This window comes from Hymenobacter jeollabukensis (assembly GCF_005771675.1).
Lineage (GTDB): Bacteria > Bacteroidota > Bacteroidia > Cytophagales > Hymenobacteraceae > Solirubrum > Solirubrum jeollabukense.
This window is the reverse complement of record NZ_VAJM01000006.1, coordinates 143,815-164,527: the sequence shown is the minus strand read 5'-3', so window position 1 is coordinate 164,527 and position 20,713 is coordinate 143,815. Positions and strand designations below refer to the sequence as shown.

At 66.7% G+C, this 20,713-nt stretch carries 19 protein-coding genes; 2 read left to right on the top strand and 17 right to left on the bottom strand.

Annotated elements, in window-relative coordinates; genetic code table 11:
- Positions 1-16 precede the first annotated feature (16 nt).
- The 3 genes from FDY95_RS14480 to FDY95_RS14470 all read right to left on the bottom strand — a co-directional run bounded on the left by FDY95_RS14480 (position 17) and on the right by FDY95_RS14470 (position 1,935).
- On the bottom strand, positions 17-271 hold the full coding sequence (locus FDY95_RS14480; RefSeq protein WP_138078701.1) for a hypothetical protein: 255 nt from the start codon (positions 269-271) through the stop codon (positions 17-19).
- A 345-nt stretch (positions 272-616) separates the two neighbouring features.
- Positions 617-1,324, bottom strand: coding sequence for a spheroidene monooxygenase (locus tag FDY95_RS14475; RefSeq protein ID WP_246074040.1), 708 nt, complete (start codon positions 1,322-1,324; stop codon positions 617-619).
- A 98-nt stretch (positions 1,325-1,422) separates the two neighbouring features.
- Positions 1,423-1,935, bottom strand: coding sequence for a pyridoxamine 5'-phosphate oxidase family protein (locus FDY95_RS14470; RefSeq protein WP_138078699.1), 513 nt, complete (start codon positions 1,933-1,935; stop codon positions 1,423-1,425).
- Between the two features lie 155 nt (positions 1,936-2,090).
- Here FDY95_RS14470 and FDY95_RS14465 point away from each other — a divergent pair, with 155 nt between their 5' ends.
- Positions 2,091-2,696 carry an acyl carrier protein phosphodiesterase gene (locus FDY95_RS14465; RefSeq protein ID WP_138078697.1) on the top strand — a complete coding sequence of 202 codons (606 nt, stop codon included), beginning with the start codon at positions 2,091-2,093 and terminating at the stop codon, positions 2,694-2,696.
- 6 nt (positions 2,697-2,702) lie between these two features.
- Here the strand turns inward: FDY95_RS14465 and FDY95_RS14460 are convergent, their stop codons facing one another.
- Positions 2,703-3,401, bottom strand: a complete 699-nt coding sequence (locus FDY95_RS14460) for a carboxypeptidase-like regulatory domain-containing protein (RefSeq protein WP_138078695.1) — start codon at positions 3,399-3,401, stop codon at positions 2,703-2,705.
- A 206-nt stretch (positions 3,402-3,607) separates the two neighbouring features.
- On the opposite strand from FDY95_RS14460, the gene FDY95_RS14455 reads away from it, so the two are divergent.
- Positions 3,608-5,278, top strand: coding sequence for a hypothetical protein (locus tag FDY95_RS14455; RefSeq protein WP_138078693.1), 1,671 nt, complete (start codon positions 3,608-3,610; stop codon positions 5,276-5,278).
- A 74-nt stretch (positions 5,279-5,352) separates the two neighbouring features.
- Here FDY95_RS14455 and FDY95_RS14450 read toward each other — a convergent pair whose 3' ends face one another.
- From FDY95_RS14450 to FDY95_RS14390, 13 genes are all read right to left on the bottom strand, one after another.
- Positions 5,353-5,865, bottom strand: coding sequence for an FKBP-type peptidyl-prolyl cis-trans isomerase (locus FDY95_RS14450; protein ID WP_138078691.1), 513 nt, complete (start codon positions 5,863-5,865; stop codon positions 5,353-5,355).
- 289 nt (positions 5,866-6,154) lie between these two features.
- Positions 6,155-8,083 carry an AAA domain-containing protein gene (locus FDY95_RS14445; protein ID WP_246074039.1) on the bottom strand — a complete coding sequence of 643 codons (1,929 nt, stop codon included), beginning with the start codon at positions 8,081-8,083 and terminating at the stop codon, positions 6,155-6,157.
- Positions 8,084-8,259: 176 nt separating this feature from the next.
- Positions 8,260-8,823, bottom strand: a complete 564-nt coding sequence (locus FDY95_RS14440) for a hypothetical protein (RefSeq protein ID WP_138078687.1) — start codon at positions 8,821-8,823, stop codon at positions 8,260-8,262.
- A 132-nt stretch (positions 8,824-8,955) separates the two neighbouring features.
- Entirely contained in the window at positions 8,956-9,816 is an 861-nt protein-coding gene (locus FDY95_RS14435; RefSeq protein WP_138078685.1) for an SDR family oxidoreductase, read from the bottom strand.
- A gap of 234 nt (positions 9,817-10,050) precedes the next feature.
- Positions 10,051-10,917, bottom strand: coding sequence for an AraC family transcriptional regulator (locus FDY95_RS14430; RefSeq protein ID WP_138078683.1), 867 nt, complete (start codon positions 10,915-10,917; stop codon positions 10,051-10,053).
- Positions 10,918-10,938: 21 nt separating this feature from the next.
- Positions 10,939-11,496, bottom strand: a complete 558-nt coding sequence (locus FDY95_RS14425) for a hypothetical protein (protein WP_138078681.1) — start codon at positions 11,494-11,496, stop codon at positions 10,939-10,941.
- 30 nt (positions 11,497-11,526) lie between these two features.
- Positions 11,527-12,645, bottom strand: coding sequence for a VWA domain-containing protein (locus tag FDY95_RS14420; RefSeq protein ID WP_138078679.1), 1,119 nt, complete (start codon positions 12,643-12,645; stop codon positions 11,527-11,529).
- A gap of 66 nt (positions 12,646-12,711) precedes the next feature.
- Positions 12,712-15,048 carry a DUF5682 family protein gene (locus FDY95_RS14415; RefSeq protein WP_138078677.1) on the bottom strand — a complete coding sequence of 779 codons (2,337 nt, stop codon included), beginning with the start codon at positions 15,046-15,048 and terminating at the stop codon, positions 12,712-12,714.
- Between the two features lie 34 nt (positions 15,049-15,082).
- Positions 15,083-15,685: a hypothetical protein gene (locus tag FDY95_RS14410; protein ID WP_138078675.1), complete on the bottom strand. Its 603-nt coding sequence runs from the start codon at positions 15,683-15,685 to the stop codon at positions 15,083-15,085.
- 14 nt (positions 15,686-15,699) lie between these two features.
- The gene (locus tag FDY95_RS14405) at positions 15,700-16,800 is read right to left on the bottom strand and encodes an ATP-binding protein (protein WP_138078673.1); all 1,101 of its coding nucleotides are present in this window, start codon (positions 16,798-16,800) and stop codon (positions 15,700-15,702) included.
- Positions 16,801-17,136: 336 nt separating this feature from the next.
- Positions 17,137-18,699, bottom strand: a complete 1,563-nt coding sequence (locus FDY95_RS14400; RefSeq protein WP_138078671.1) for a DUF5691 domain-containing protein — start codon at positions 18,697-18,699, stop codon at positions 17,137-17,139.
- Entirely contained in the window at positions 18,696-20,057 is a 1,362-nt protein-coding gene (locus FDY95_RS14395; RefSeq protein ID WP_138078669.1) for an SWIM zinc finger family protein, read from the bottom strand. The genes FDY95_RS14400 and FDY95_RS14395 overlap by 4 nt, the downstream gene beginning before the upstream one ends.
- 90 nt (positions 20,058-20,147) lie before the next feature.
- Positions 20,148-20,507, bottom strand: a complete 360-nt coding sequence (locus tag FDY95_RS14390; RefSeq protein ID WP_138078667.1) for a hypothetical protein — start codon at positions 20,505-20,507, stop codon at positions 20,148-20,150.
- Positions 20,508-20,713 lie beyond the last annotated feature (206 nt).

Here is a 20,713-nt window from a genome sequence, read left to right as displayed (position 1 = left end):
GTTGCGTTGCGACCAATCAGGACTCACTCCAGTGCTGGGCCAACTGCACCAGGGCCACCGCGTCGCGCACGGAACCGCGGTAAAGCACGTCGGGGTGGAGCAGGTTGCCGGTCGACAGCTCCACTTCCTGGCTGGTGTCGAAAGGCACGAACATGCGCAGGGAGCCGGCCGAGGTGAGGCGGACATAAAGGCGGCCCTCGGTGTACTGGGGAGCGGACGTTATTGAACGGGCAGAGAGAAATCCGGCCTGGGCCAGTTCATCGGAAGTCATAACAGCAAACAAAATGGCAGGTCCTTGACACAATTCTATATAATGTAAATTTACTGCTAAGTTTAGAAACTGCAACGGCCAATAAACCGGAAATGGGTGCGGCTACTACGTAGTTGCGGCACGTGGTGGATTGCCTTTATTGGGCAAAAACAAGCCGAAGTGCGTCGCGGAGCTCGGCCGGACTCCGTACAAATAACTGATTAAAACCCGTAGAAATGCGGTTTGGCGGGGCCGGCGGATGTCGCACCTTTGTCGTGAGCAGGCTGCCCGTCAAATGCGGCAACATGGCGCGACTTCAGGTGTGGGGTCGTGCCGTGACGGGTGGCCTGCTCTTTTTTTGTGCCCTTAGCCCAGCGGCAGCGGGTTGCGCCCGTCCCAGAGCCCCTCCGTGCGCCGCACGGCGAAGCGGGCAAACAGCTCCTCCGAATACCAGCCTTCCTGCCGGGTGCGGCGCACCACGTCGCGGTGCCGGCCCTCGTGCTGCGCGCCGTAGGCGTACTGCTGCATCAGGCGCCCCGATTCCCACAGGCTGAACGTGGCCTGCCGCACAACGGGCAGCTCGCCCAGCCCGATGGCGGCCAGCAGCCCCGGGGCGGCGGCAACCGTCCGGCTCACCGGGGGCACGGCCCGCCAGAAGCTCCAGGCCCGCAGCGGCCGGATGCTGGCCCGCGTGAGCACGGCCACGGGGGCATCGGGCGCGGGGGTAGCACCATCAGCCGATGCGGGAAACGGTGCCTGGCCGTCCCAGAGCCCGTGGGCCTGCAGGGGCGCGAGGTAAGCCGTCCATAGCTCCTGGCTGCGCTGCTGATAGGCCTGCCAGACGGGGTGCCCGGCGAAAAACGCCTGCGCCGCCGCCTCATCGGCCCAGCTGGCCAGGAAGCCGTAGCGCTGCAAGTTGGGCCGCAGGCCGAAGTCGAAGCCGGAGCCGAGCAGCTTGTAGAAGCCCAGGCCTGGCACCCGGCGCAGCTGCGCGGGCACGGTGCCCATGCGGGCCAGGGCCCAGCGGCGGGCCTCGGGCCGAACGGTGATGATGGAAAGCGTGGCGGCGGACAAGGGCAGTGCGAGCGAAAAGAGGCGGGACAAGGCCACAAAAAACGGGACGGAATGGCTTCCGTCCCGCTCAATAATCGGTGTCAGGCTGAAAATAGCCGCTAGCGGGCCTTTACCTGCGCGTGCTGGTTCACGTCGTCGTCCTTGCTTTTTTCGCCGGTCACCACGGCGCGGGCGTAGGCGTAGGCCTGGGAGAGGACGGAGCTGGGCGAATCCCAGTACTCGGCCTTGTCGATGACGATTTTCAGGATGCGGATGCTCGGGTCTTCCTTGCCTTTGGGGAACCAGGCGCGCATCGGCTCCGACCACAGCTCGCTGATTTTGGCCTGGTCGTGGTACACTGAGGCCTTGCCCGTTACGGAGGCGTACACGTTGTCGTCGGGGTTGGCGTAGCTCAGGTTCACGCTGTCGTCGCGGCGCACCTCGAACACCTTGGCCGAGTCGGCGTCGGTGAAGAAGAGCAGCGAGCCGTCGTGCTCGGGCTTGATGGTGTACATCGGGCGCGAGTGGAGCTGGTGCTGCTCGTCGGCGGTGGTGAGCATGGCAATGCGCACGTCCTTGATTTTCTCGAACAGCTTGGAGAGGTCGTGCGTCACGGGCGTTTTCTCGGACATGGGGCGGGTGTTTTGGTGTGGAATCAGGGAGAAATAACTACCCCGGCTTACGGGCCGCAGCGCCGCGGGGTTCAGCCCGCATAACTATTGGTGTGAAAACATTGTAGTTAACTGCCAGGCCTCGCCGCCGGCCCCGTCACCCGCGCCGCCCCGTTGTGAATTTCCTCGCCCACCTCGTCCTTTCCGGTCCCCACGACGAAGACCTGCTCTTCGGCAACTTCGCCGCCGAAGCTGTGCGCGGCCGCGCCGCCGTCGAAGCCTATCCGCCTGCCGTGCAGCGCGGCATCCGCCTGCACCGCCTCATCGACAGCTTCACCGACGAGCACCCGGTGGTGCGCCGCAGCACCGCCCGCCTGCGCGCCGCCGGCCTGGGCAAGTGGGCCGGGGTGGTGGCCGACGTAGGCTACGACCACCTGCTGGCCCGCGACTTCGCCCGGTATCATTACGACCCGCAGGAGCCGCTGCCAGTATTTGCCCAGCGCATGTATATGCTACTGCTCCAGCGCCGCCAGGAGCTGCCCGAGCGCCTGCGGCAGATGCTGCCGTACATGCACCAGGGCGACTGGCTGAGCGGCTACGCCTACCCCGAAGGGCTGAAACGCGCGTTGCAGGGCCTGAGCCGGCGCGTACCGGGCGCCGAAGTGCTGGCGACGGGCGGGCCGGCGTTTCTGGCCAAGCTGCCGGCCTATGAAGCAGATTTTCGGGAGTTCTGGCCCGAGCTGCGGGCGGCGGTTCACCTGGCCACCGGCACTCAGGGATAGACGCTCCTACTTCGCCGGCACGTAGGTGATTTCCGGGGCGTTGGGATCTGGGCTGAGCAGCGTCATGCGCTCGGCCGTCAGCTCCAGCACCCTGATGGCACGCTGCCCGCCTTCCTCGTCCACCACGGTGAGCGTGCGGTTTTCCTCGTCCAGCTGCCAGCGCAGCTTGTGGCTGACCACCATCATCTTGGTTTTCACGATGCCATCGGGCCGGAAATCGAAGCGGGCCGACTCCATGATCCGGCGCACGGCGTCGGGGTTTTTCTCCAGCACTTCGGCCTTGTCGCCGGATTTGGCGCGCGTGCGGGCGGTAACGAGCCGGGCGGCGGCATCGAGCGAAGCCGGCGCGATGCGCCACTGGCGGAGCAGCAGCTTCTGCAGCTGCACGTAGCTGATCTGCACCTCGCCGATCAGGTAGCTCTGCTCGGCCAGGCCGACTTCCGGGCCGAGTTGCCCGGCCGGCACCGTCACGGGCTGGAAGCCCAGGTGCGAAAACGACAGGGGCGTCTCGGCGGCGGGCACCGTCAGCGAAAACCGCCCGGCCTTATCAGTGACGACGGCCCCGGGCTGCCCTGCCACCCGCACGGTTACCTCGGCCAGGGGCTCCTTGGTGGTTTGGGCCACCACGCGGCCACTCACTACGCGTTGGGCCAGGGCGGAGGTGGCAAGACTGAGAAACAGCAGCAAACTGGCAAATCGGAGCATACGGGCGAAATAAGCGGGAGAAGATGGATGAGAAGGCAAAACTAGCCGGCCCGCTGGGTAGTGGCGTGCCAATGCGGTTGCAGAAGACGGCAGCGGAGCACCGCAGGCCGTTATGAAAGTTGTTGGTTGATGGGGGCAATAATGTCCAAATCTCCGGCTGCGTGGCGATATTGCCGCGTTCAATCCTGTTTATTTTCTCTTTTTACATGCTGCATAAGTATGTTCTGCTAGCAACCTTGGGCCTGCAGGCAGTTACCCTTCGGGCCCAAACCGAAGACGGGCCGGCGCCCCAGCCGGTGCAAACGATTACCCTGGACCCGCAAACTGGCCTAAGCGCCGCCGTAAGCCTGCCCAACCGCACCACCGTGGTGTTTATGGTGAGCACCGCCACGCCCCAGGTACACGCGGTGGGGCTGGGCGCCGACGGCCGTACGCTGTGGCAGAAGGATCTGCCGCGCTACCAGCAAACCGCCGGCTACTACGACAGCCCCCGGCTGCCGAGGTATAACGTCATTGGTCCGGGCAAGGACGAGGAATTCCGGCGCCAGCAAGCCTCCGTTCAGCTTGAGCCCATGGACGTGTTTACGGACGGCAACGAAGTCTACACCGTCGAAGCTATCCGCCTGGGCGTCGCCAAGAAGCTGCTGGCCGCCAATGGCCTGAGCGAGAACAGTGTAGTGGTGCAGCGCCTCGGGGGCGGGGGCGAGCTGACGCGGGTGGTATTTGAGGCGCCGCCCCGCAAAACGGCCGTCCGCACCCTGGGGCGCTACGCCGAGGGCGGCGCCTACGTGGAGCTGGTGCGGGAAGAAGGCAAGGGCGACGCTCAGGCATTTTACACCGAGCGTTACGACCTGCAGACGCGCGCCATCCAACGCACGCCGCTGACCCTGCCCGAAACCCCGGCCGCCGCCGCGCGCGTGTACAACGACTGGGCCTACCTGGGCCACCGACCCAATCAAACGTACCTGTTCCGGCGCGTGGGCAGCAAAAACCGCGAGGCGTTCGGGCGCCAGCCGCTGGAGTATCAGGTCCTGACCCTCGACAACGCGGGCGCGGCTACCGGCGGCTTCACCACTACCCTGGCCTTGCCCAAGGGCAGCAGTCCGGTGTACTCGGCTGGGCTGATGCCCAGCCTGCTGGAACAGACGCACGTGCCGCGGGCCATTACCGTCGCGCACCAATCCAACTTCGACCCGCTGAAGCGCTACGACGAAACCCTGGACGAGTGGAACATCAGCACGGGTATCTTCGGCGACTTTTACCTGGATTACGCCACCGGCGACGTGCTGCTGTTCGGCGAGTACGGCCCGTACGCGCTGCCCACGCTGGCGCGGGGCGCCACCCGGCAGGGCTCGTTCATCTACCGCTTCGGGCCCGATGGCAAGCTGCAGCAGCAGGGCCTACATGCCTATAGCAAAGAAGAAATCAAAGCCCAGGATCAGGCCAACGAGGGCATGTGGCAAAACCGCCGACTGCACTTCCTCTACGACCCCTTTACCCAGGCCCCGGTGCTCAGCTTCGCCGGTGACGGCGGATACGCCAGTCTGTACTACGACCAGGACCTGGCGTTTCAGCGCTCCGGCCTGCTCCTGCGCAAAGCCAGTCAGCAGATCCTGGTCACGAACGTGAAATTTGCCTCGGGAAGCTGGGTTTACAAGCCCTGGCAGGGCAACCGGCCCGAAACCAAATCCTTCGGGCCAGGGGAGGCGACCGGGGCACCGGTGTACGCCCAACTGGCGGCCCTGCGCCGGGCCGCTGGCGCGCCGTACCCTTACCACCAGTTGTTCGTGTCGGCCTTTGCCGACCGCTCGGCCCTGGTGCTGGAGCAGCCGCAGGTACTCGGTGGGGCTGTGCGAGTGTACGCCCTGAAGCCCTAGGGCCCCGGTACCATCAGCAACAAAAAAACGGGGCCGCGAGGCCCCGTTTTCAGTACTGCTAACGTCGTAGCGGCTTAGTGGTGGTGCCCACCTTCGCCGTGTACGTGGCCGTGGTCCAGCTCCTCCTGCGAGGCTTCGCGCACGTCCACCACCTGGCCGTCGAAGTGCATGGTCATGCCGGCCAGCGGGTGATTGAAGTCCATTTTCACGGTGTCGTTGCCGACGTACACCACCTTGCCCTGCAGGTGGTTGCCGTGGTTGTCCGACATGGGCAGGTAGTTGCCGATCTGCAGCATCTCCGGGTCGGTCTGGCCGTCGACTTCGAACACCTGCTTGGGCAGGTCCACCAGCGCGTCCTGGTCGTATTCGCCGTAGCCCTGTTCGGGCGAGAGGGTGAAGCTGAACGAGTCGCCGGGCTGCTTGCCCTGCAGCTGCTGCTCAAACTCCTCGGGCAGGCCGCTCATGCCGAACAGGAACACCATCGGCGAGTCGGCTTCGGCCTTTTCTACGAGCGTCTTTTCCTGCTCGTCGTTGGTTACGCTCAAATCGTAGGTCAGGGTCACGACCTTGTGGTCCGCAATCTGCATGGGGCTGTGGCTAGGGAGGGAAATAAGTGAAACTGGCGGCAAGTAACGGAAAATAACGCGTTGGGCGGCGGTTTGGTTGGGCGAAAAGCCGGAGCGCGGCAGCGGCGCCCGCTGCCATTGCGAGGAGGTACGACGAAGCAATCCTTCCTCTAGTAGCACCGTCGATGCAATACCCGCTGACGGATTTTCGGTTTCTGCCAGTTGTACCGTTTTGCTGCTAGAGGAAAGATTGCAGCGGCTGCGCCTCGCAATGACAGCGGGGTGCTACCGTCTGCCACCCAAACCGCCTCTACAAATCCTGGAACTCCCAGGCCGTGCGGTAGGCGCCGATGTCCTCCACGTAGTTCACGAACTCGCGGTAGAACTTGTTGGAACTGAGCGTGGCCGAGTCGCCGGTCATCAGCAGCTTGCGGCGGGCGCGGGTCATGCCCACGTTCATGCGGCGGATATCGGCCAGGAAGCCGATATCGGAAGCGGCGTTGGAGCGCGTGAGCGTAATGGCAATGATGTCGCGCTCCTGGCCCTGGAACGAGTCGACGGTGCCGATGCTGAGCTGGCGCCTGGTCTGCAGCTCCAGCAGCTCCGGAATTTCGTCGACGCGGTCCTTGAGGTAGTTGATCTGGGCGCGGTACGGGGCGATGATGCCGATGCTCAGAGGCTGATGCTCGTGGTCGACGGGGTGGTAATCCTGCAGCAGCTCCACCAGGCGGCGCAGCAGCAGGTCGGCTTCCTCGGGGTTGGCCACCGAGGGCGAGTCGAGGATGCCCAGCTCGGAGAAGCCGCAGCCGGCTGTATCGATAAACTCCACTGCGCCGGGCTCGGGCGGGAAGCGCAGGTCGAAGGCGTGCAGGTCGGCGCGGCGCACCCGCTCATCGGCCACCAGGCGCCCGCCGTAGAACTGGTCGGAGCTGAAGCGCATGATGTCTTCGTGCATGCGGTACTGCACTTCTAGCATCCGGGCGGTGGCGGGCTGGCGGGTAATGCACTTCTCGAACAAGGTTTCGCGCAGGCCCTGGGCGGCGGCTTTTTCGCTCTTGACGGTGGGCGGCAGCTGGCAATGGTCGCCGGCCAGCACCACGCGCTCGGCTTTCGTTATCGGAATCCAGCAGCCCGGCTCCAGCGCCTGGGCGGCCTCGTCGATAAACACCGTTTCGTAGGTGAGGTGGCGAATGGCGCGGTTAGCGGCCCCCACCAGCGTACAGGTAATCACCTGCACCTTCTCCAGCAAATCCTCGGTGATGTACTTTTCGAGCTGATCGGACTCCTGCAGCATCTGGTGGGCCTGCTCCTTCAGATGCTGGCGCTGCTGCCGCTCCTCCCAGCCGAAGTTGCGCTTGAATTTGCCCGCTTCCTCGCGGTACTGCTCGGCCGTCTGGCGCAGGCTGCGCAGCTCGGGGTAGTGCTTGTGCGCCATCACCTGCGCGTCGAGCGTGTGCTCCAGCAGCAGGTCCGACACCCGCGAGGGGTTGCCCATGCGAATGACGTTGACGCCGCGCTCGGCCAGCTTTTCGGTGAGCAAATCCACGGCCGTGTTGCTCGGGGCGCATACCAGCACCCGTCGCTCCCGGCGGATGGTTTCGAGGATGGCCTGCACCAGCGTGGTAGTTTTGCCGGTGCCGGGCGGGCCGTGGATGATGGCCACGTCCTTAGCCGCCATGACCAGCTGCACCGCCGCCAGCTGCGAGGCGTTGAGCGGGTTCGGGTAGTACAGTTTCTCCGCTTCGGCTTCGGGCTTGAATTCGGCCGGGCGGTGGCCCAGCAAGGTGTCGCGCAGCTCCTGCAGCCGCCCGAAAGCGCCCTGCACCTTCTGCAGGGCGTACTCCATCTCGCGGTAGCTGACCTCGTCGAAGGTCAGGTCGATGCCCAGCTTGCCCTCGTCAATCCAGTCGGGCAGGTCTTCCTTGTTGGTCGCCAGCGTAATCTTGTTGCGCCGCACCGACGTGACGACGCCCTGCAGCGTGGGCTTGTCGGAGCCGCCGCGGCCGGGGATGTTGCCGAACAGCGCGGCGTTTTTGCCCACCTGAAACAGGTGCAGCTGCTGGCTCTGGCCGGCGGGGCGCTCCAGCTCCAGCACCAGCTTGCCGCCGAAGCCGATGTCTTCCTTGGTAATCTTAACGGGGTACCAGCTCAGGCCGCGGTGCACGCGCTCGGAAATGGTACTCTTGGCGTTGCGCAGGCGGTATTGCTCCAAATCCTCCTGTTGCTCCAGCTTCAGCAAAGCCTGGACGCGGCGGAGTTCTTCGTAAACGGAGTCGGTAGGGGTATGGGGGGCGGTTTCGGCCAACTTCTTCGGGCTTCTTGTCAGGGTGTAAACCGGGTCAACAGTCGTTGAACGGCAAACGTGCGGCCGAAGGTCGGGGAGAAATGCGGAATGATTGGGATAGAGCGAAAGACTCAGTTATAGCATATCTCCATAGCCCGGATTATTTCGGGCTGGCCTTGGGAAGGGAAGCGGATTAAATAAAGTATAGACTGGTCAAACATCTGAACCCGGGCGAAGCGTGCGGGACCATACCAATTACGTGTTACTTCGGCCAGCACGAACTCTTCGCTTCGAGCTGAAAATGCCACCATAACGGTGCCTTTCGGTAAAGGGCTTCGCCGGGTAATTCGGGCCACGGCGGGCGAATAGAAAGATGGCGGTTGGGCCTCATCTGCCCGCGTTAGAGAATCGATAAGCTCCCCATCCGTCAAACGGGAGTGGGGCCGGGCTGTACGAATCTCCTTAAAGAAGTTACCCATCCCAAAAATGGGCACTATGGAGTCATACACAGCTATTCTGGGATGCCTGCCTGCAAACTCCTGAAACTTCGGACTGCGACGGATGAAGCGGAAAGCGGCACGGTAGCGACCTTGTGCCTCACGTGGCGTTTGCGCCAGCCCGGCAGTTGCCAGTCCGCAATAAGTCATTCCAATAAGGATAGCCAAGCGGGAATAAAAAGCTGTAGTTGCAAGCATTCAGGTCATGGTTTGGTGCAATAAGTAAGGGCCGAAGCTACCTATCAGATGCGCGCCCGCCGCTTATTCCACAATCCACTTCCCTCAAAAGCCCGGCTCGAACCAGTGTCGAACCGGGCTTTTGTCAACAGGCTACAGCCCCATCAGCTCCCGCAGCCCTTCCTTCAGCGAAACCGGCTGCCGGCCCAGCGCCTCGGCCAGCTCGCTGGTAACGGCGCTTTCCTGCCCATTCTTAATATCGGTCATGAAGCCCAGGGTGAGGTTCACCACGAACTCGGGCAGGCCGCGCGCTTGCATTCCGGCCACGAATGCGGCTGGCTCGATGTCGGTGTAGCGCACCTCGCGGCCCGACAGCTCGGTGAGGGCGGCCGCTACGTCGTGGAAAGAGTAGGCGTCCGAGTTGGTGAAGGTGTAGATGCGGTTGGCGCAGTCACCCTCCGCCAGCACGTTGGCAATGGCCTCGCCCATTTCGCGGCGCAGGGCGAAAGACACGCGGCCCTCGCCGGCCGGCAGGTGGATGCCGGTTTCCAGCACCTTCGGCCCGACGAACTGCGGCAGCGTGTCCATGTAGAGGATGTTGCGAAACAGCACGTAATCGAGGCCGCTGGCCTGGATGTAGTCTTCCGTCAGGAAGTGGCGCTTCATCAGCTCGTTGGTCAGGGTGTGGCGGTCGTGCAGGGCGCGGCCGGTGTAGGCCAGGCAGCGCACCCCGGCCCGCCGGGCGGCGTCCACCACGTTTTGGTGCAGTTGCAGGCCGTCGGCCTCGCCGCCGCCCGATACCAGCAGCACTTTTTCCACGCCCTGCATGGCGCGGTCGAGGGCGGCCGGGTCGCGGTAGTCGCCCACGCGGAGGCTCACGCCCTGGGCTTGCAGGTGGGTGGCTTTGGCTTCGTCGCGCACGAGGGCGGCAATCTGGCTGGCGGGCAGTTTGGTCAGCAGCTGCTGGATGACGGCCGCGCCGATGTGGCCGGTGGCGCCGGTGATTAGAATCATGGCTGGGGAATGGGGAATTGGTGGTAGCCATTTTCCGGGCGCCGCCTCCTGGCGTTGCGGCAGAAAACAGCTGGAATGTTTCTGCGACAAAGGTCTGGCCGCGGCGCAGTGGGCGGAAGGGCCAGACGGCGGCAAGATTGGGCTAAATGGCGGAAAGCGCGGGTCGGCGGCAGGGCCGCAAATCGGAATGCCATCCGTGACTGCTCGCTCAACGAGGCCGTGCTGCTCCGGTCCTTAGCAGGCCTGCTTGTAGGCCGTGGGCGAGAGGCCGATGCTCTTCTTGAAAAACCGGCTGAAGGCCGACTGGTCGGTGAAGTGCAGCAGGTCGGAAATCTGGGCCACGGTCAGCTGCTGGTTCTGCAGCAGGGCCTGGGCTTCCAGCACCACCACCTCGGCTATCCACGCGCCGGCGGTTTTGCCGGTTACGTCCTTCACCGTGTCGGTCAGGTGCTTGGGCGTGATGCAGAGCTGCTCGGCGTAGAATTTCACGCTGCGCTCGGTGACGCCGTGCCGGCCCAGCAGCTGCTTGAAGCCGGCTGCCAGCAGCTGGCCGCGCGAGAGGCCGGCGCGTTGGGCGGCGCGCTGCTGGTCGTAGACGGCCACCACCTCGTAGAGCAGGTTGTTGATGAGGTTCTTGACGATGCTGGCGCGGTAGGCGTGGGGCGCGTGGTATTTCTGCCGCAGAAACTCAAAAGAGGCCTGCAGCTCCGCCAACTGCCCGGGCGTCAGCTGCAGCACGTGGGTGGAGGCGTTTTCCAGGAAGTTAAAGTTGCCGATGTCGATGTTGTGGCTGGCCGTGATAAACTCCCGGGTGAAAAACACCGACAGCCCCTCGTGGTCCGCCGAAAAATCCGTCCACTCCTTGATGACGTGCGGGGTGACGACCATCAGGCTGCCCGGCCCGATGGCGTAGGTTTCCAGGTTAGCTTTCAGCGTCGCCGTGCCCCGCAGGCACAGCCCGATTTTGTAGTAGTTGCCGCGGTAGGGCCGGCCCAGCGGCGGCCCGGCCGTCGGGGTGTGCTGGTCGATGAAATACACGCCCTGGGCCTCGTCCTGCGGGGAGAGGCTTTCAAGCCGGTACGTCGGGATGGACTGGGTCATGAGGAGTGGGTAGTAGCCGGGTTACGCGGAAAGGGTTTCCGTTGAGCGGCGCGGGGCCGTTGCCAGTGCCGACCGTCGCCGCAGGATGGTCAGCAGGCCTGCTACCAGCCCCAGCAACCCGCCCAGGTAACCGAAGTTATGAATCGAGCCAACGGTGATAAAGGCGGCCCGGTCTACCAGGTCGGCCGGCAGCCACCACTCCACACCTGCGTCGACAAGGTACAGCCGCCCGTACAGCCCGCCGAGTACGCCCGCGGCGGCGGTAAGGGCCAGTGCCTGGCCCACGGCGCGCAGTACGGCCCGGCGCATGGTGCGGGCATCGGGTAGCAGCAGCGCCAGCAGGCTGAATACGAAGCCGACGAGCAGCCCCATCCACCAGGTCGCCAGAAAGCCGATAATGGCTACCGTGGGCCGGGCGCCGCCAAACCAGGCCGGTTCCAGCCCGAATTGCTGGTACTTGAACTTCGTGAAATACTCCGGAGCGAGGGTATAGGTCAACTGGTCGTTCACGGCGCCGTAGAGTCCGGCCAGCAGCGGGCAAACGACGAGCAACAGAAGAAAGGTAGCGGCTTTTTTCATGGGTCGCGTGGAGCCGAAAGCAGTTGTGGGTCAGGTAGTAAGTGCCTTCGTCACGTCCTGGCCCTGAATGGCCGCCGCCATCAGCGCCGGAAACTTATCGGGGGTGCAGGCGAAGGACGGAATGCCCAGCGCGGCCAGCTTCTCGGCCACCGTGCGGTCGAAGCTCGGGGCGCCCTCGTCGCTCAGGGCCAGCAGCACTACCACGGTCACGCCGCTGGCCTGCAGCTCGGCGGCCCGGCGCAGCAGGCCGGCCGGGCTGCCGCCCTCGTACAGGTCGCTGATGAGCACCAGGATGGTGTCGGTGGGGCGGGTGATGAGCTGCTGGCAGTAGCTGAGGGCCAGGTCGATATCGGTGCCGCCGCCCAGCTGCACCCCAAACAGCAAGTCCACCGGGTCCTGCAGGTCTTCCGAGAGGTTGGCCACGCTGGTATCGAACACGACCATGTGGGTGCGCACGGCTTTGATGGAGGCCAGCACCGCCCCGAACACGCCCGCGTACACCACCGAGGCCGCCATCGAGCCGCTCTGATCCACGCACAGCACGATTTCCTTGAGGGCCTGCCCGCGGCGGCCGTAGCCCACCAGCCGCTCCGGAATAATGGTACGTTGCGCGGGCTGGTAGTGATTGAGGTTGGCGCGGATGGTGGCGTTCCAGTTGATTTCCGCGTAGCGGGGGCGAGGGTTGCGCACGGCCCGGCTCAGGGCACCCTGCACGGCCTGGCGCAGCGGGTTGGCCAGCCGTTGCTCCAGCTCCCGCACCACGCGCTGCACCACTTCGCGGGCGGTGTGCCGGGCCTTGGCGGGCATCACCCGGCCCAGCGACATGAGCAGGCCCACCAGATGCACGTCGGGCTGCACCGAGCGCAGAATCTCGGGTTCCAGCAGCAGCTGGTTCAGGCCCAGGCGCTCCATGGCATCCTTCTGCATCACGGCCACCACCGAGGAGGGGAAATACTGCCGGATGTCGCCCAGCCAGCGCGACACGCGGGGCGCGGAGCCGCCCAGGCCGCCCTTGCGCTCCTGGTTCTGCTGGTCGTAGAGCTGGGTCAGCACTTCGTCCATGCGGCCGTAGTCGGGCGAGAGTTGAACCGAGTTGTCGGCGTCGGCGGCGGAGCCGAGGACGAGCTTCCAGCGGGTGGTAGTGCTCATGGGAAAGCGGCTAAAAACGAAAGAATGATAGTAGACCAAGCCGGGCAGCGGTGCCGCCGAAAGGTTTCAGGCCACACCCAGCAGCTCGCGCAGCACCGGCAGCACCCGCCGCCCGCGCTCCATATCCACCTCGACGAGCTGAGTGGCCGGGCCGGTGCCGGGGCCGCTGACGGCCAGGGCCAGCACCTGCTGCCGCTCGGGCGGGCTGAAATCGGTGAAGGCGCGGCGCAGCAGGGGCACGGTTTCCTGGAAAACGTCTTCCGCCAGGCCCGCCAGCCAGGAGTCGAGCAGGTCGAAAAGCACGCGGTTGTGGATGAGCAGCAGGCCCGAGCCACGCAGGAAGCCTTCGATCCAGGCGGTGGCGTAGTCGGTGGGCTGGGCGGGGGCCAGGGCCAGGCCGAGCAGGCGGGCGGTGTCGTCGGGGGCCAGCTGCTGAGCGTCGAAGAGCAGGCGGGCGGCGGCCCCGGCCAGCAGGCCGCTGCTGGCCGGCTGCCGGGCCACGGTGCTGAGGGCGGCGTACCAGTCGGCCTGCTGGGCGTCGTCGGGCAGCAGGGCCACGGCCTGGTGGGCCGCTTCGAGGCGTTCCAGCAGGGCACGGGCGGCGTCCACGTCGAGGCCGGTGGTGGCCAGGGGCAGCGAGATGCAGAGGCGCGGCACCAGGTGGTGCACCACCTGGACAACCTGCCCGGCTTCAGTGCGCCGCACGTTGCCGTAGCGCAGCACCTGCACCAGCGGGGGCAGGGCGGCCAGCAGGTGGGCCACGTCGCGGGTGCCGGCGCTGATGGTTTCGAGCCGGGCCACCAGGGCCGGCAGGGCGGGGGCGAGGTCGGCGCGCAGGGCTTCTTCCAGCAGCTGGCTGATCTGGGCCAGGTCCTGGGCCTCGTGGGCGCGGTGGCCGGCGGCGGCACTGGCGGCGGTGAGGATGGTATTGCCCCAGCGACCCGCTTCGAGCACGGCCAGCACCAGCTCAGGCTTCCATTGCAGCTCCCACACCTCGTGGAAGGTGCCGCTCTTGCCCGACACCCGCTGCGGCCGTCCCCAGCGGACCCCGAGCAGCTGCAGGCGGTGCAGCAGGTGGCTGCGGCCCAGGTCGGTGTCCTTGCGCAGGTCCAGGGCCAGGGTTTTCGCGGCGGCCTCGGGCTTGAGGCGCAGGGCCTTCTGCTGCAGCGCCAGATCCTGCTGCAGCGGCGAGGCCGGCAGCTCCTCGGGCACCTCGCCCAGCTTCTCACCGATGACCAGCTGCTGGTGCACCAGCTCCAGCGCCTCGGCGTAACCGCCCCCAAAGATGCTCACCGCCGCTTCCTGCAGCTCCTCGATGCCCGGGAGGGCCAGCCCGCGCACGGCCGCCAGCGCCTCCGCCAGCCGCACCCCCTCGATGGCGTGGGCCGACGAGGCATCGATTTGTTGCGCCCGCAGCAGGTGCGCCGCCCGCACCATCCAGTGCGTCACCACCTGCGCGTGGGGCTGCTCAAACAGCAGCTCGTACCAGGCCGGCGACAAAACGCCCGCTCCGTAGCCCGACTGCCGGGCCAGCCGCTCGTAGGTCCAGGGCACCCAGGTAGCTTCGGTGGGCGCTTTCTTCAGCCCCTTGAGCCGGGCTTTGTCGTCCTTGGCGTAGGCCGGCAGCTCCTCGGCGCGCAGCACGGGCGCGTGCCAGGCCCCGCACACCACCGCCACGCGCTGGTAGCCCTGCTTGAGCGTGTTGCGCAGCGTCTCGCGCATGTAGGCCTCGCGCAGCAGGGTTTCCGCCGATTCGGGCTGGGCCAGCTCCTCGCGCAGCGCCGTCATCATCTGCAGCACCACCTCGAAGGCGTCGGCGTGGCCGGCCGAGTGCTCGATGCGCGCTTCCCACCACCGCTCCCCGTCGGCGTAGCCGTCGAGCCGGGCGAGGTGGGCAATGGGGTCGAGGCGCAACGGAGTCTCACCCCCCGGGGCCGGCCCCCTCTCCGAGGGAGCGGGGGAGCCTGACGGCGCGGCTTCGTTTTCGGCGGCCTGGGCAGCTTCGTCGGCCTCTTCTGCGGGTACTTCTTGGATTTCTATTGGGAAAGCTTCGCCGGGCAGGTGCTCCACCGAGTCGGGCAGGGCGAAGCGTAGAGTCATCGGCAGGTCGAAGGCGCGCAGGTGGGCGCCGTGTTGCTGGCACCAGCGCACGGCCTGCCACTCGGGCGAGAAGTAGGCGAAGGGCAGGAAAGTGGCCTGCTGGTGCTGCTTGGGGTTGTAGACGAGCAGGGCTACCGGCGGCTGCAGGGCCGCGTTGGCTACTTCGGCCAGGGCCTTTTCACCGTCGGCGGGGCACTCCAGCAGCACGATGTCGGGCTGGTAGGCGTCGAGGGCCTGCAGCAGCGAGGCGGTGCTGCCGGGGCCGTGGTGGCGGATGCCGAAGAGGCGCAGGTCGGTGGGCATGTAGGTCAGAAGCCGCTAGCGGGTCGAGATGCGGTTAATTCTCAGTCTTTCCGGAAATCGAACTTTTCGTGTTTTCCCTTTCGTGCAGCAGTTGCTTTGCCGCTTCCCGCGCCGCAGCAACCAGCTTTTCGTCGTGCAGCATCAGGCGCAAGCTGTCATCCGGCTTCCGGCCCAACGTAGCCTTGAACTGTGTTACCTGTTCCTGATAGTGAGTGGCCCGCTGCTGCGTGGGAGCTGGCAGAACATAAGCCCGCAAGAAGCGCCGGGAGCTGGTGCGATTGAGGAAGTAATAAGCCGCGATGAACAGCAATGAGAGCGGCTGAATGCTCAGCCGAAACGCATCCGTTACGCCAAAGCCAAGGCTGATCCGGTCCGGCGTGAAGCTGAGCAAATCCAGCAGCCCCGGCAACAGCATACCGATAAGCGTGAACTTAAACCAGGGTCGTGCGCAGAAATACACAACCAGGTTCAGCGCCACGGCGGCAAAAGCCAGGTAATGGCGGAAGTCAAAAGTCCGGGTGAAGTAAGCTCCCTCGTAGTACACTTTACTGAAAAGCGTTACCAGAATAGTGTACAGGCACAACGCGGCCAAGGCCAGCAATGGCAGCAAGTTTTTGTGCAGGCGGAGTAAGTTCATAAAACCGTTACTGTTTACTCCACCACCTCCCGACAGGCTCGGTACAAATCTTTCCACCCGTCGCGCTCCTTCACCACGGTTTCCAGGTATTCCAGCCACACCACGCGGTCCTGCACCGGGTCTTTCACCACGGCGCCGGTGAGGCTGGCGGCCAGGTCGGCGGCCTGCAGGGTGCCGTCGCCGAAGTAGGCGGCCAGGGCCAGGCCGCTGTTGAGCACCGATATGGCTTCGCCGGTGCTAAGCGTACCGCTGGGGCTTTTGAGCTTGGTTTTGCCGTTCTCCGTCACGCCGCCGCGCAGCTCGCGGAAGATGGTCACCAGGCGGCTGATCTGCTCCAGGGCGGCCGTGGTGGGCGGCAGCTGCAGGGCCCGGCCGGTTTTCTCCACCCGGCTCTGCACAATCTGCACTTCCTCGGCCACCGAAGTGGGCAGGGGCAGCACCACCGTGTTGAAGCGGCGGCGCAGGGCGCTGCTCAGCTCGTTCACGCCCTTGTCCCGGTCGTTGGCGGTGGCAATGACGTTGAAGCCGCGCGTGGCCTGCACCTCGGTGGCCAGCTCCGGCACCGGCAGCACCTTTTCCGACAGCACCGTAATCAAGGTATCCTGCACGTCGGCCGGGATGCGCGTCAGCTCCTCAATGCGCACCAGCGCCCCGTCCTGCATGCCCTTGAGCAGGGGCGAGGGCACCAGCGCCGCCGCCGAGGGTCCTTCGGCAATCAGGCGGGCGTAGTTCCAGGAGTAGCGGATGGCGTCCTCCGACGTGCCGGCCGTGCCCTGAATCAGCAGGTTCGAGTGCCCGCTGATGGCCGCCGTCAGGTGCTCCGATACCCAGCTTTTGGCCGTACCGGGCACGCCCAGCAGCAGCAGGGCGCGGTCGGTGGCCAGGGTGGCCACGGCTATTTCCATCAGCCGCCGCTGCCCGATGTACTTGGGCTCGATGGCGAAGCCGTTGTCGAGCTGGCCGCCGAGTAGGTAGGTCACCACGGCCCAGGGGGAGAGCTGCCAGCCGGGCGGTTTAGGCCGGTCGTCGGCGGCGCGCAGGGCGGCTAGTTCTTCGGCGTACTGCACCTCGGCGTGGGGGCGCAGGATGTTATCGGTGTTGGGCGTGGCGGCCATGGCGGAGAAGGTAAAGCGTAAATAAAGGGAGGGCGGATGACGAAGACGACCGTTGGGTCTGGTTACCGGCTGCGACTGGGCTGGGTTTGGAGGAGGTTTGTTACGTCGTGAGGAGCATTCCAGCGCGCCACCAGCCCGTCATCCTGAGCGCAGCGAAGGACCTTCCTCGCACCCTGCACCAACGGATAAGTCCCAGCGACGAACCCTGAGGTAAAGGGCGTTGTATAGTTGGTCTGCAACTGTTCTAGCATCAGTACTTGGGTGTTGGCGGCGGTGCTTGGTTAGAGGAAGGTCCTTCGCGTCGCTCAGGATGACGTTCTATTGTGCGCTACCCCGTCAACTGTCCGCGCCGGGCGGCTCGGTGAGGGTGGCGGCCAGCTGCTGGCGGAAGTACAGCGTGTCGAGCAGCTGGTTGATGGGGTTGTGGAGGTTGGTTTCCACTTCGCGCAGCGGGCTGAGCACCTCGGCGCAGCGGGCGTACTGCCCGGGCGGCACCACCAGCTGCATGTGGCGCAGCAGCTGCGTGAGGCGGTAATGCAGGGCGTAGCGCTGGCCCGCGGCGGGCACCGTCAGCGTGTTATCGAGGATGCGCAGGGCCTGCTCGGTGAGGGCCGCGGGCCAGGGGGCGGGCAAACTCAGCAGCAGCTGCTCCCAGTGGGCCTCGGGCTGGCTGAGCCGGGGCTGGCGGGGCAGCTGGGCCAGCAGGATTTCGGTTAGCTCGGCGGGGCTGAGCAGCTCGGCCAGCGCGTCGGTGGGCAGCGGGGGCACGTCGTCGCGCTCCAGCTGCAGCACGAGGTAGGCGCGGGCCCAGTCGGCGGCGCGGTGCAGTTGCAGGGCGTGGCGCCAGGCCGTCAGCAGCAGGGCGGCCCACTCGCCATCGGCGGCCAGGGCGAGTAGCCGGTCGGGCGTCTGGCCGAAGTGGGCGGCCCAGCAGGTAGGCGGCAGCAGGGCCAGCAGCTGACCCAGCCAGGCGGCTTTTTCGCCGCTGAAGCGGCCGTCTTTGGGCTCGATGCCGTTGGCCTGCCAGGCGGGCACCCAGGCTTCGGGCAGGCTGACTTCCAGGCGGGCGGCGCCCAGCAGCGGCTTTTTCAGGGTGAGGAGGGGCGCGGCGTGCTGCCAGAGACGGTCCACCAGGGAGTTGCCGGGCACGCGCACCAGCAGGCTGGCGGCTTGCTGGCGCACGTCCTTGCTTTTGGAGGCTAGGTAGGGCTCCAGCAGGGCGGCGTCGGCGGCGAGCAGGCCCTCGGGCTGGGCGGCCAGGGTGCCGAGCAATACCGCCTGCTGCCGGGCCGGCTCCTGGGGCAGGGCGGCGGCCAGCAATGCGCGGGCGCGCGTCGGGTCGCGCGGGAGCAGGCCGAGCAGGTAGTCGCGGCGCTGGGCGGGCGTGCCGTTGTCCCAAGCTGTATCATCGGCGGCGGTGGCGGCGTGCTGGGCGGCCCAGGCGGGGTTCAGGCCCAGCAGCCAGCGGCCCCGCTCGCCGAGCACGGCGGCCGTGGCCTCGCGCAGCTCGGGGCGGCCGTGGGCGTGGTCGAGCAAAGACACCAGCAGGCGGTGCGGCACGCGGCGGCCGTGGCGGGCCAGCTCGCGCAGGTAGTCGGGCAGCACCTCGGCGTGGTGGCCGCCGAGCAGCTGCCGCAGCGCATCCTGCCCCTGGGGGCCGAGGGTCGGCTGGGTTTCGGGGCCGGCTGCGGCGGGCGGGGCCTCGGTAGCAGTGGCCGACTGGTAGCCGGCCCGGTGCAGCAGCCCCAGCGCGCCGGCGCTGCGCAGCACCTGGGCTTCGCGGGAGGCGTCGGGCGGGGCGGGCAACTCGGGCAGGGCGGGCACCGGGGCCCCGCCGCCGTGGCGGGTGCCCAGCAGCGCCAGCTGCAGCAGCTGTTGCCAGTCGGAGGAAGGGTTCATGGTGCGGCGGACGGGGTGGAGGGCGCGGCGGCGCCGGTGTAGGTGATGGGCAGCAGGGCGCGGCCGTCCCATTCGCCGAATACGGTGATGGGGTAGCCGCCGCTGACGGCCAGCAGCTCCCAGCCCAGTTCGCTGGCCGGGTGTAGGGGCAGTAGCGCGCCGCTGCCGGGGTGGCCGAGCTGCACCGTGCCGTCGGGGCCGGGCCGGGGCACCACGCCGGCCAGGGTGGCGGGCCACTCGCGCAGCCAGGGCAGCTGGCCCAGGGCGGTGGCGTAGGCGTCGAGCAGCTCGGCGGGGGCGAGGCCGGGGGCCAGCAGGTCGTCGTGCAGGCCCTCGAACGTCCAGGTGGAACCCACCACGGCGCGCAGGGCGCGGGCGCCGGGGTAGAAGGCCAACTCGCCCCGGTACTGCCCGCCGGGCACCAGCGCGGTGCCGAAGGCCTGCCCACCGAAGGCGTATTCGAGCACCAGGGCGTAGCGGCCGGTGCGCTGGCCCCACAGCCAGCTGCGGCGGGCCAGCAGCCGGTCTTCTTCGCTGGTCACCTGGCCCAGCACCTGCCAGCTGTCGGCCACGGCGGGCTGGCGGCCGAGCACGTCGTCCTTCTTCACGTTCACCCCGACCAGCTGCAGCACGTCGGCGCGCAGGGCCTCGGGCAGCTCGGCCAGGCGCCCGAAGGCGGCGGCCAGCAGGTACAGCTCACCAAGGCGGGCCAGTTGGCGGGCGGGCCAGTCGGGGCCCTGGTGGCGCAGGTCGGGCAGCTCGCGCAGGGCGGTGGCCAGCCCCGGTAGCTGGTCATCCACGAGGCGGGCAGCCTGGTTTTCCCAGAAGCTGGCGGGCCGCTTCTCCGTCTGGGCCAGGCCCGCCCCGATCAAATCGTGCAGCCAATGTTGCAGCTCAGCCGCCCCGCGCTGCATGCGCTCCAGCCGGGCCGCACTCACGGCCACCCCCGGCGCCGGCTCCGGGGCCGCGTCCGGCGCGGGCGCTTCGGCCGGGGCCGCCGGGGCGGCGGCGGGCGCCGCTTTCTTCGCCTGAGTTTGCTGGCGCTTGTCCAGCCACTCCTTCAGCCAGGGCGGCGGGGGGGCGGGCCCGAACAGCTGGGGCTGGCGGGCCAGCAGCAGCAGCAGGGCCGCGCCGTGCTTGCACGGAAACACCCGGCTGGGGCAGGAGCACTTAAACGCCAGCTCCGTCAGGTCGATGCCGGTCTGGTAGGGCTTGGCGCCGCTGCCCTGGCACTCCCCCCAGGCGGCGGTATCGGTCTGGCCCAGGTGCTGCCACTTGGGCGGCGTGGCCAGCTCCAGCCCGCGCTTGAGCGTGCCGGCATCGGGTACGAGGGCGCGGGCCTGGTCTTCGGTCCACATCAGCAGCAGGGAATAGATAGAAGGGCTACGGCCATAGGCGGTGGCAAGATAGCAGCGGCCGGCCACGCCGCCCCCAACGGCGGGGGCGGCTCAGGCCGAAAAGTCGTAGCCGCAGTGCTGGCAGTGGTAGAGGGTGGTGCCGGCATAGAACAGGCGCTTGTACCAGGGCCGGGCCCCGGCCGGGGCGGGCCACACCTGGTAGGAGCCGCAGCGCGGGCAGCGCACGGCGGCCCGCTCGGTGCGGCGCTGCTCAAACTCCTCCACGATGGCCTGGGCCGCCCCCACGTCGGCTTCTTCGATGAGCAGGCGGAAATACAGCCCGTCGCCGAAGGGCAGGGTGGCCGGGCCGTAGTTTTTCACCAGGCTCACGATGGCGGCCTCGTCGTGCAGGCGGTGGTAGAGGCCCACGGCCTCGGCGTACGTCAGGTATTCGGCGGCTACCACGAGCATCGGCGTAAAGGTAGGGGCCGCGAGGCGGGCTGGTACCTAATTCGTTCAGCCGGAGGCGCCGCCAAAGTGGCTGAACGCATTGCTGCTATTCCAGAACGTCATCCTGAGCGCAGCGAAGGACCTTCCTCGCACCCTGCACCAACGCCCAAGCGCAGCCACCAACGCCCAATGTATGAGCTATGGTGGCCGCGCTTCGGCATTATTGG

Excerpts from the sequence above, each read along its gene's own strand:
- FDY95_RS14455 (WP_138078693.1), top strand. The coding sequence starts at position 3,608 with ATGCTGCATAAGTATGTTCTGCTAGCAACCTTGGGCCTGCAGGCAGTT.
- FDY95_RS14470 (WP_138078699.1), bottom strand. The coding sequence starts at position 1,935 with ATGTCCGAGAAAACGCCCGTGACGCACGACCTCTCCAAGCTGTTCGAG.
- FDY95_RS14415 (WP_138078677.1), bottom strand. The coding sequence starts at position 15,048 with ATGCCCACCGACCTGCGCCTCTTCGGCATCCGCCACCACGGCCCCGGC.
- FDY95_RS14400 (WP_138078671.1), bottom strand. The coding sequence starts at position 18,699 with ATGAACCCTTCCTCCGACTGGCAACAGCTGCTGCAGCTGGCGCTGCTG.
- FDY95_RS14440 (WP_138078687.1), bottom strand. The coding sequence starts at position 8,823 with ATGCTTGCAACTACAGCTTTTTATTCCCGCTTGGCTATCCTTATTGGA.
- FDY95_RS14460 (WP_138078695.1), bottom strand. The coding sequence starts at position 3,401 with ATGCTCCGATTTGCCAGTTTGCTGCTGTTTCTCAGTCTTGCCACCTCC.
- FDY95_RS14405 (WP_138078673.1), bottom strand. The coding sequence starts at position 16,800 with ATGGCCGCCACGCCCAACACCGATAACATCCTGCGCCCCCACGCCGAG.
- FDY95_RS14390 (WP_138078667.1), bottom strand. The coding sequence starts at position 20,507 with ATGCTCGTGGTAGCCGCCGAATACCTGACGTACGCCGAGGCCGTGGGC.
- FDY95_RS14395 (WP_138078669.1), bottom strand. The coding sequence starts at position 20,057 with ATGTGGACCGAAGACCAGGCCCGCGCCCTCGTACCCGATGCCGGCACG.
- FDY95_RS14410 (WP_138078675.1), bottom strand. The coding sequence starts at position 15,685 with ATGAACTTACTCCGCCTGCACAAAAACTTGCTGCCATTGCTGGCCTTG.
- FDY95_RS14420 (WP_138078679.1), bottom strand. The coding sequence starts at position 12,645 with ATGAGCACTACCACCCGCTGGAAGCTCGTCCTCGGCTCCGCCGCCGAC.
- FDY95_RS14430 (WP_138078683.1), bottom strand. The coding sequence starts at position 10,917 with ATGACCCAGTCCATCCCGACGTACCGGCTTGAAAGCCTCTCCCCGCAG.
- FDY95_RS14450 (WP_138078691.1), bottom strand. The coding sequence starts at position 5,865 with ATGCAGATTGCGGACCACAAGGTCGTGACCCTGACCTACGATTTGAGC.
- FDY95_RS14435 (WP_138078685.1), bottom strand. The coding sequence starts at position 9,816 with ATGATTCTAATCACCGGCGCCACCGGCCACATCGGCGCGGCCGTCATC.
- FDY95_RS14480 (WP_138078701.1), bottom strand. The coding sequence starts at position 271 with ATGACTTCCGATGAACTGGCCCAGGCCGGATTTCTCTCTGCCCGTTCA.
- FDY95_RS14425 (WP_138078681.1), bottom strand. The coding sequence starts at position 11,496 with ATGAAAAAAGCCGCTACCTTTCTTCTGTTGCTCGTCGTTTGCCCGCTG.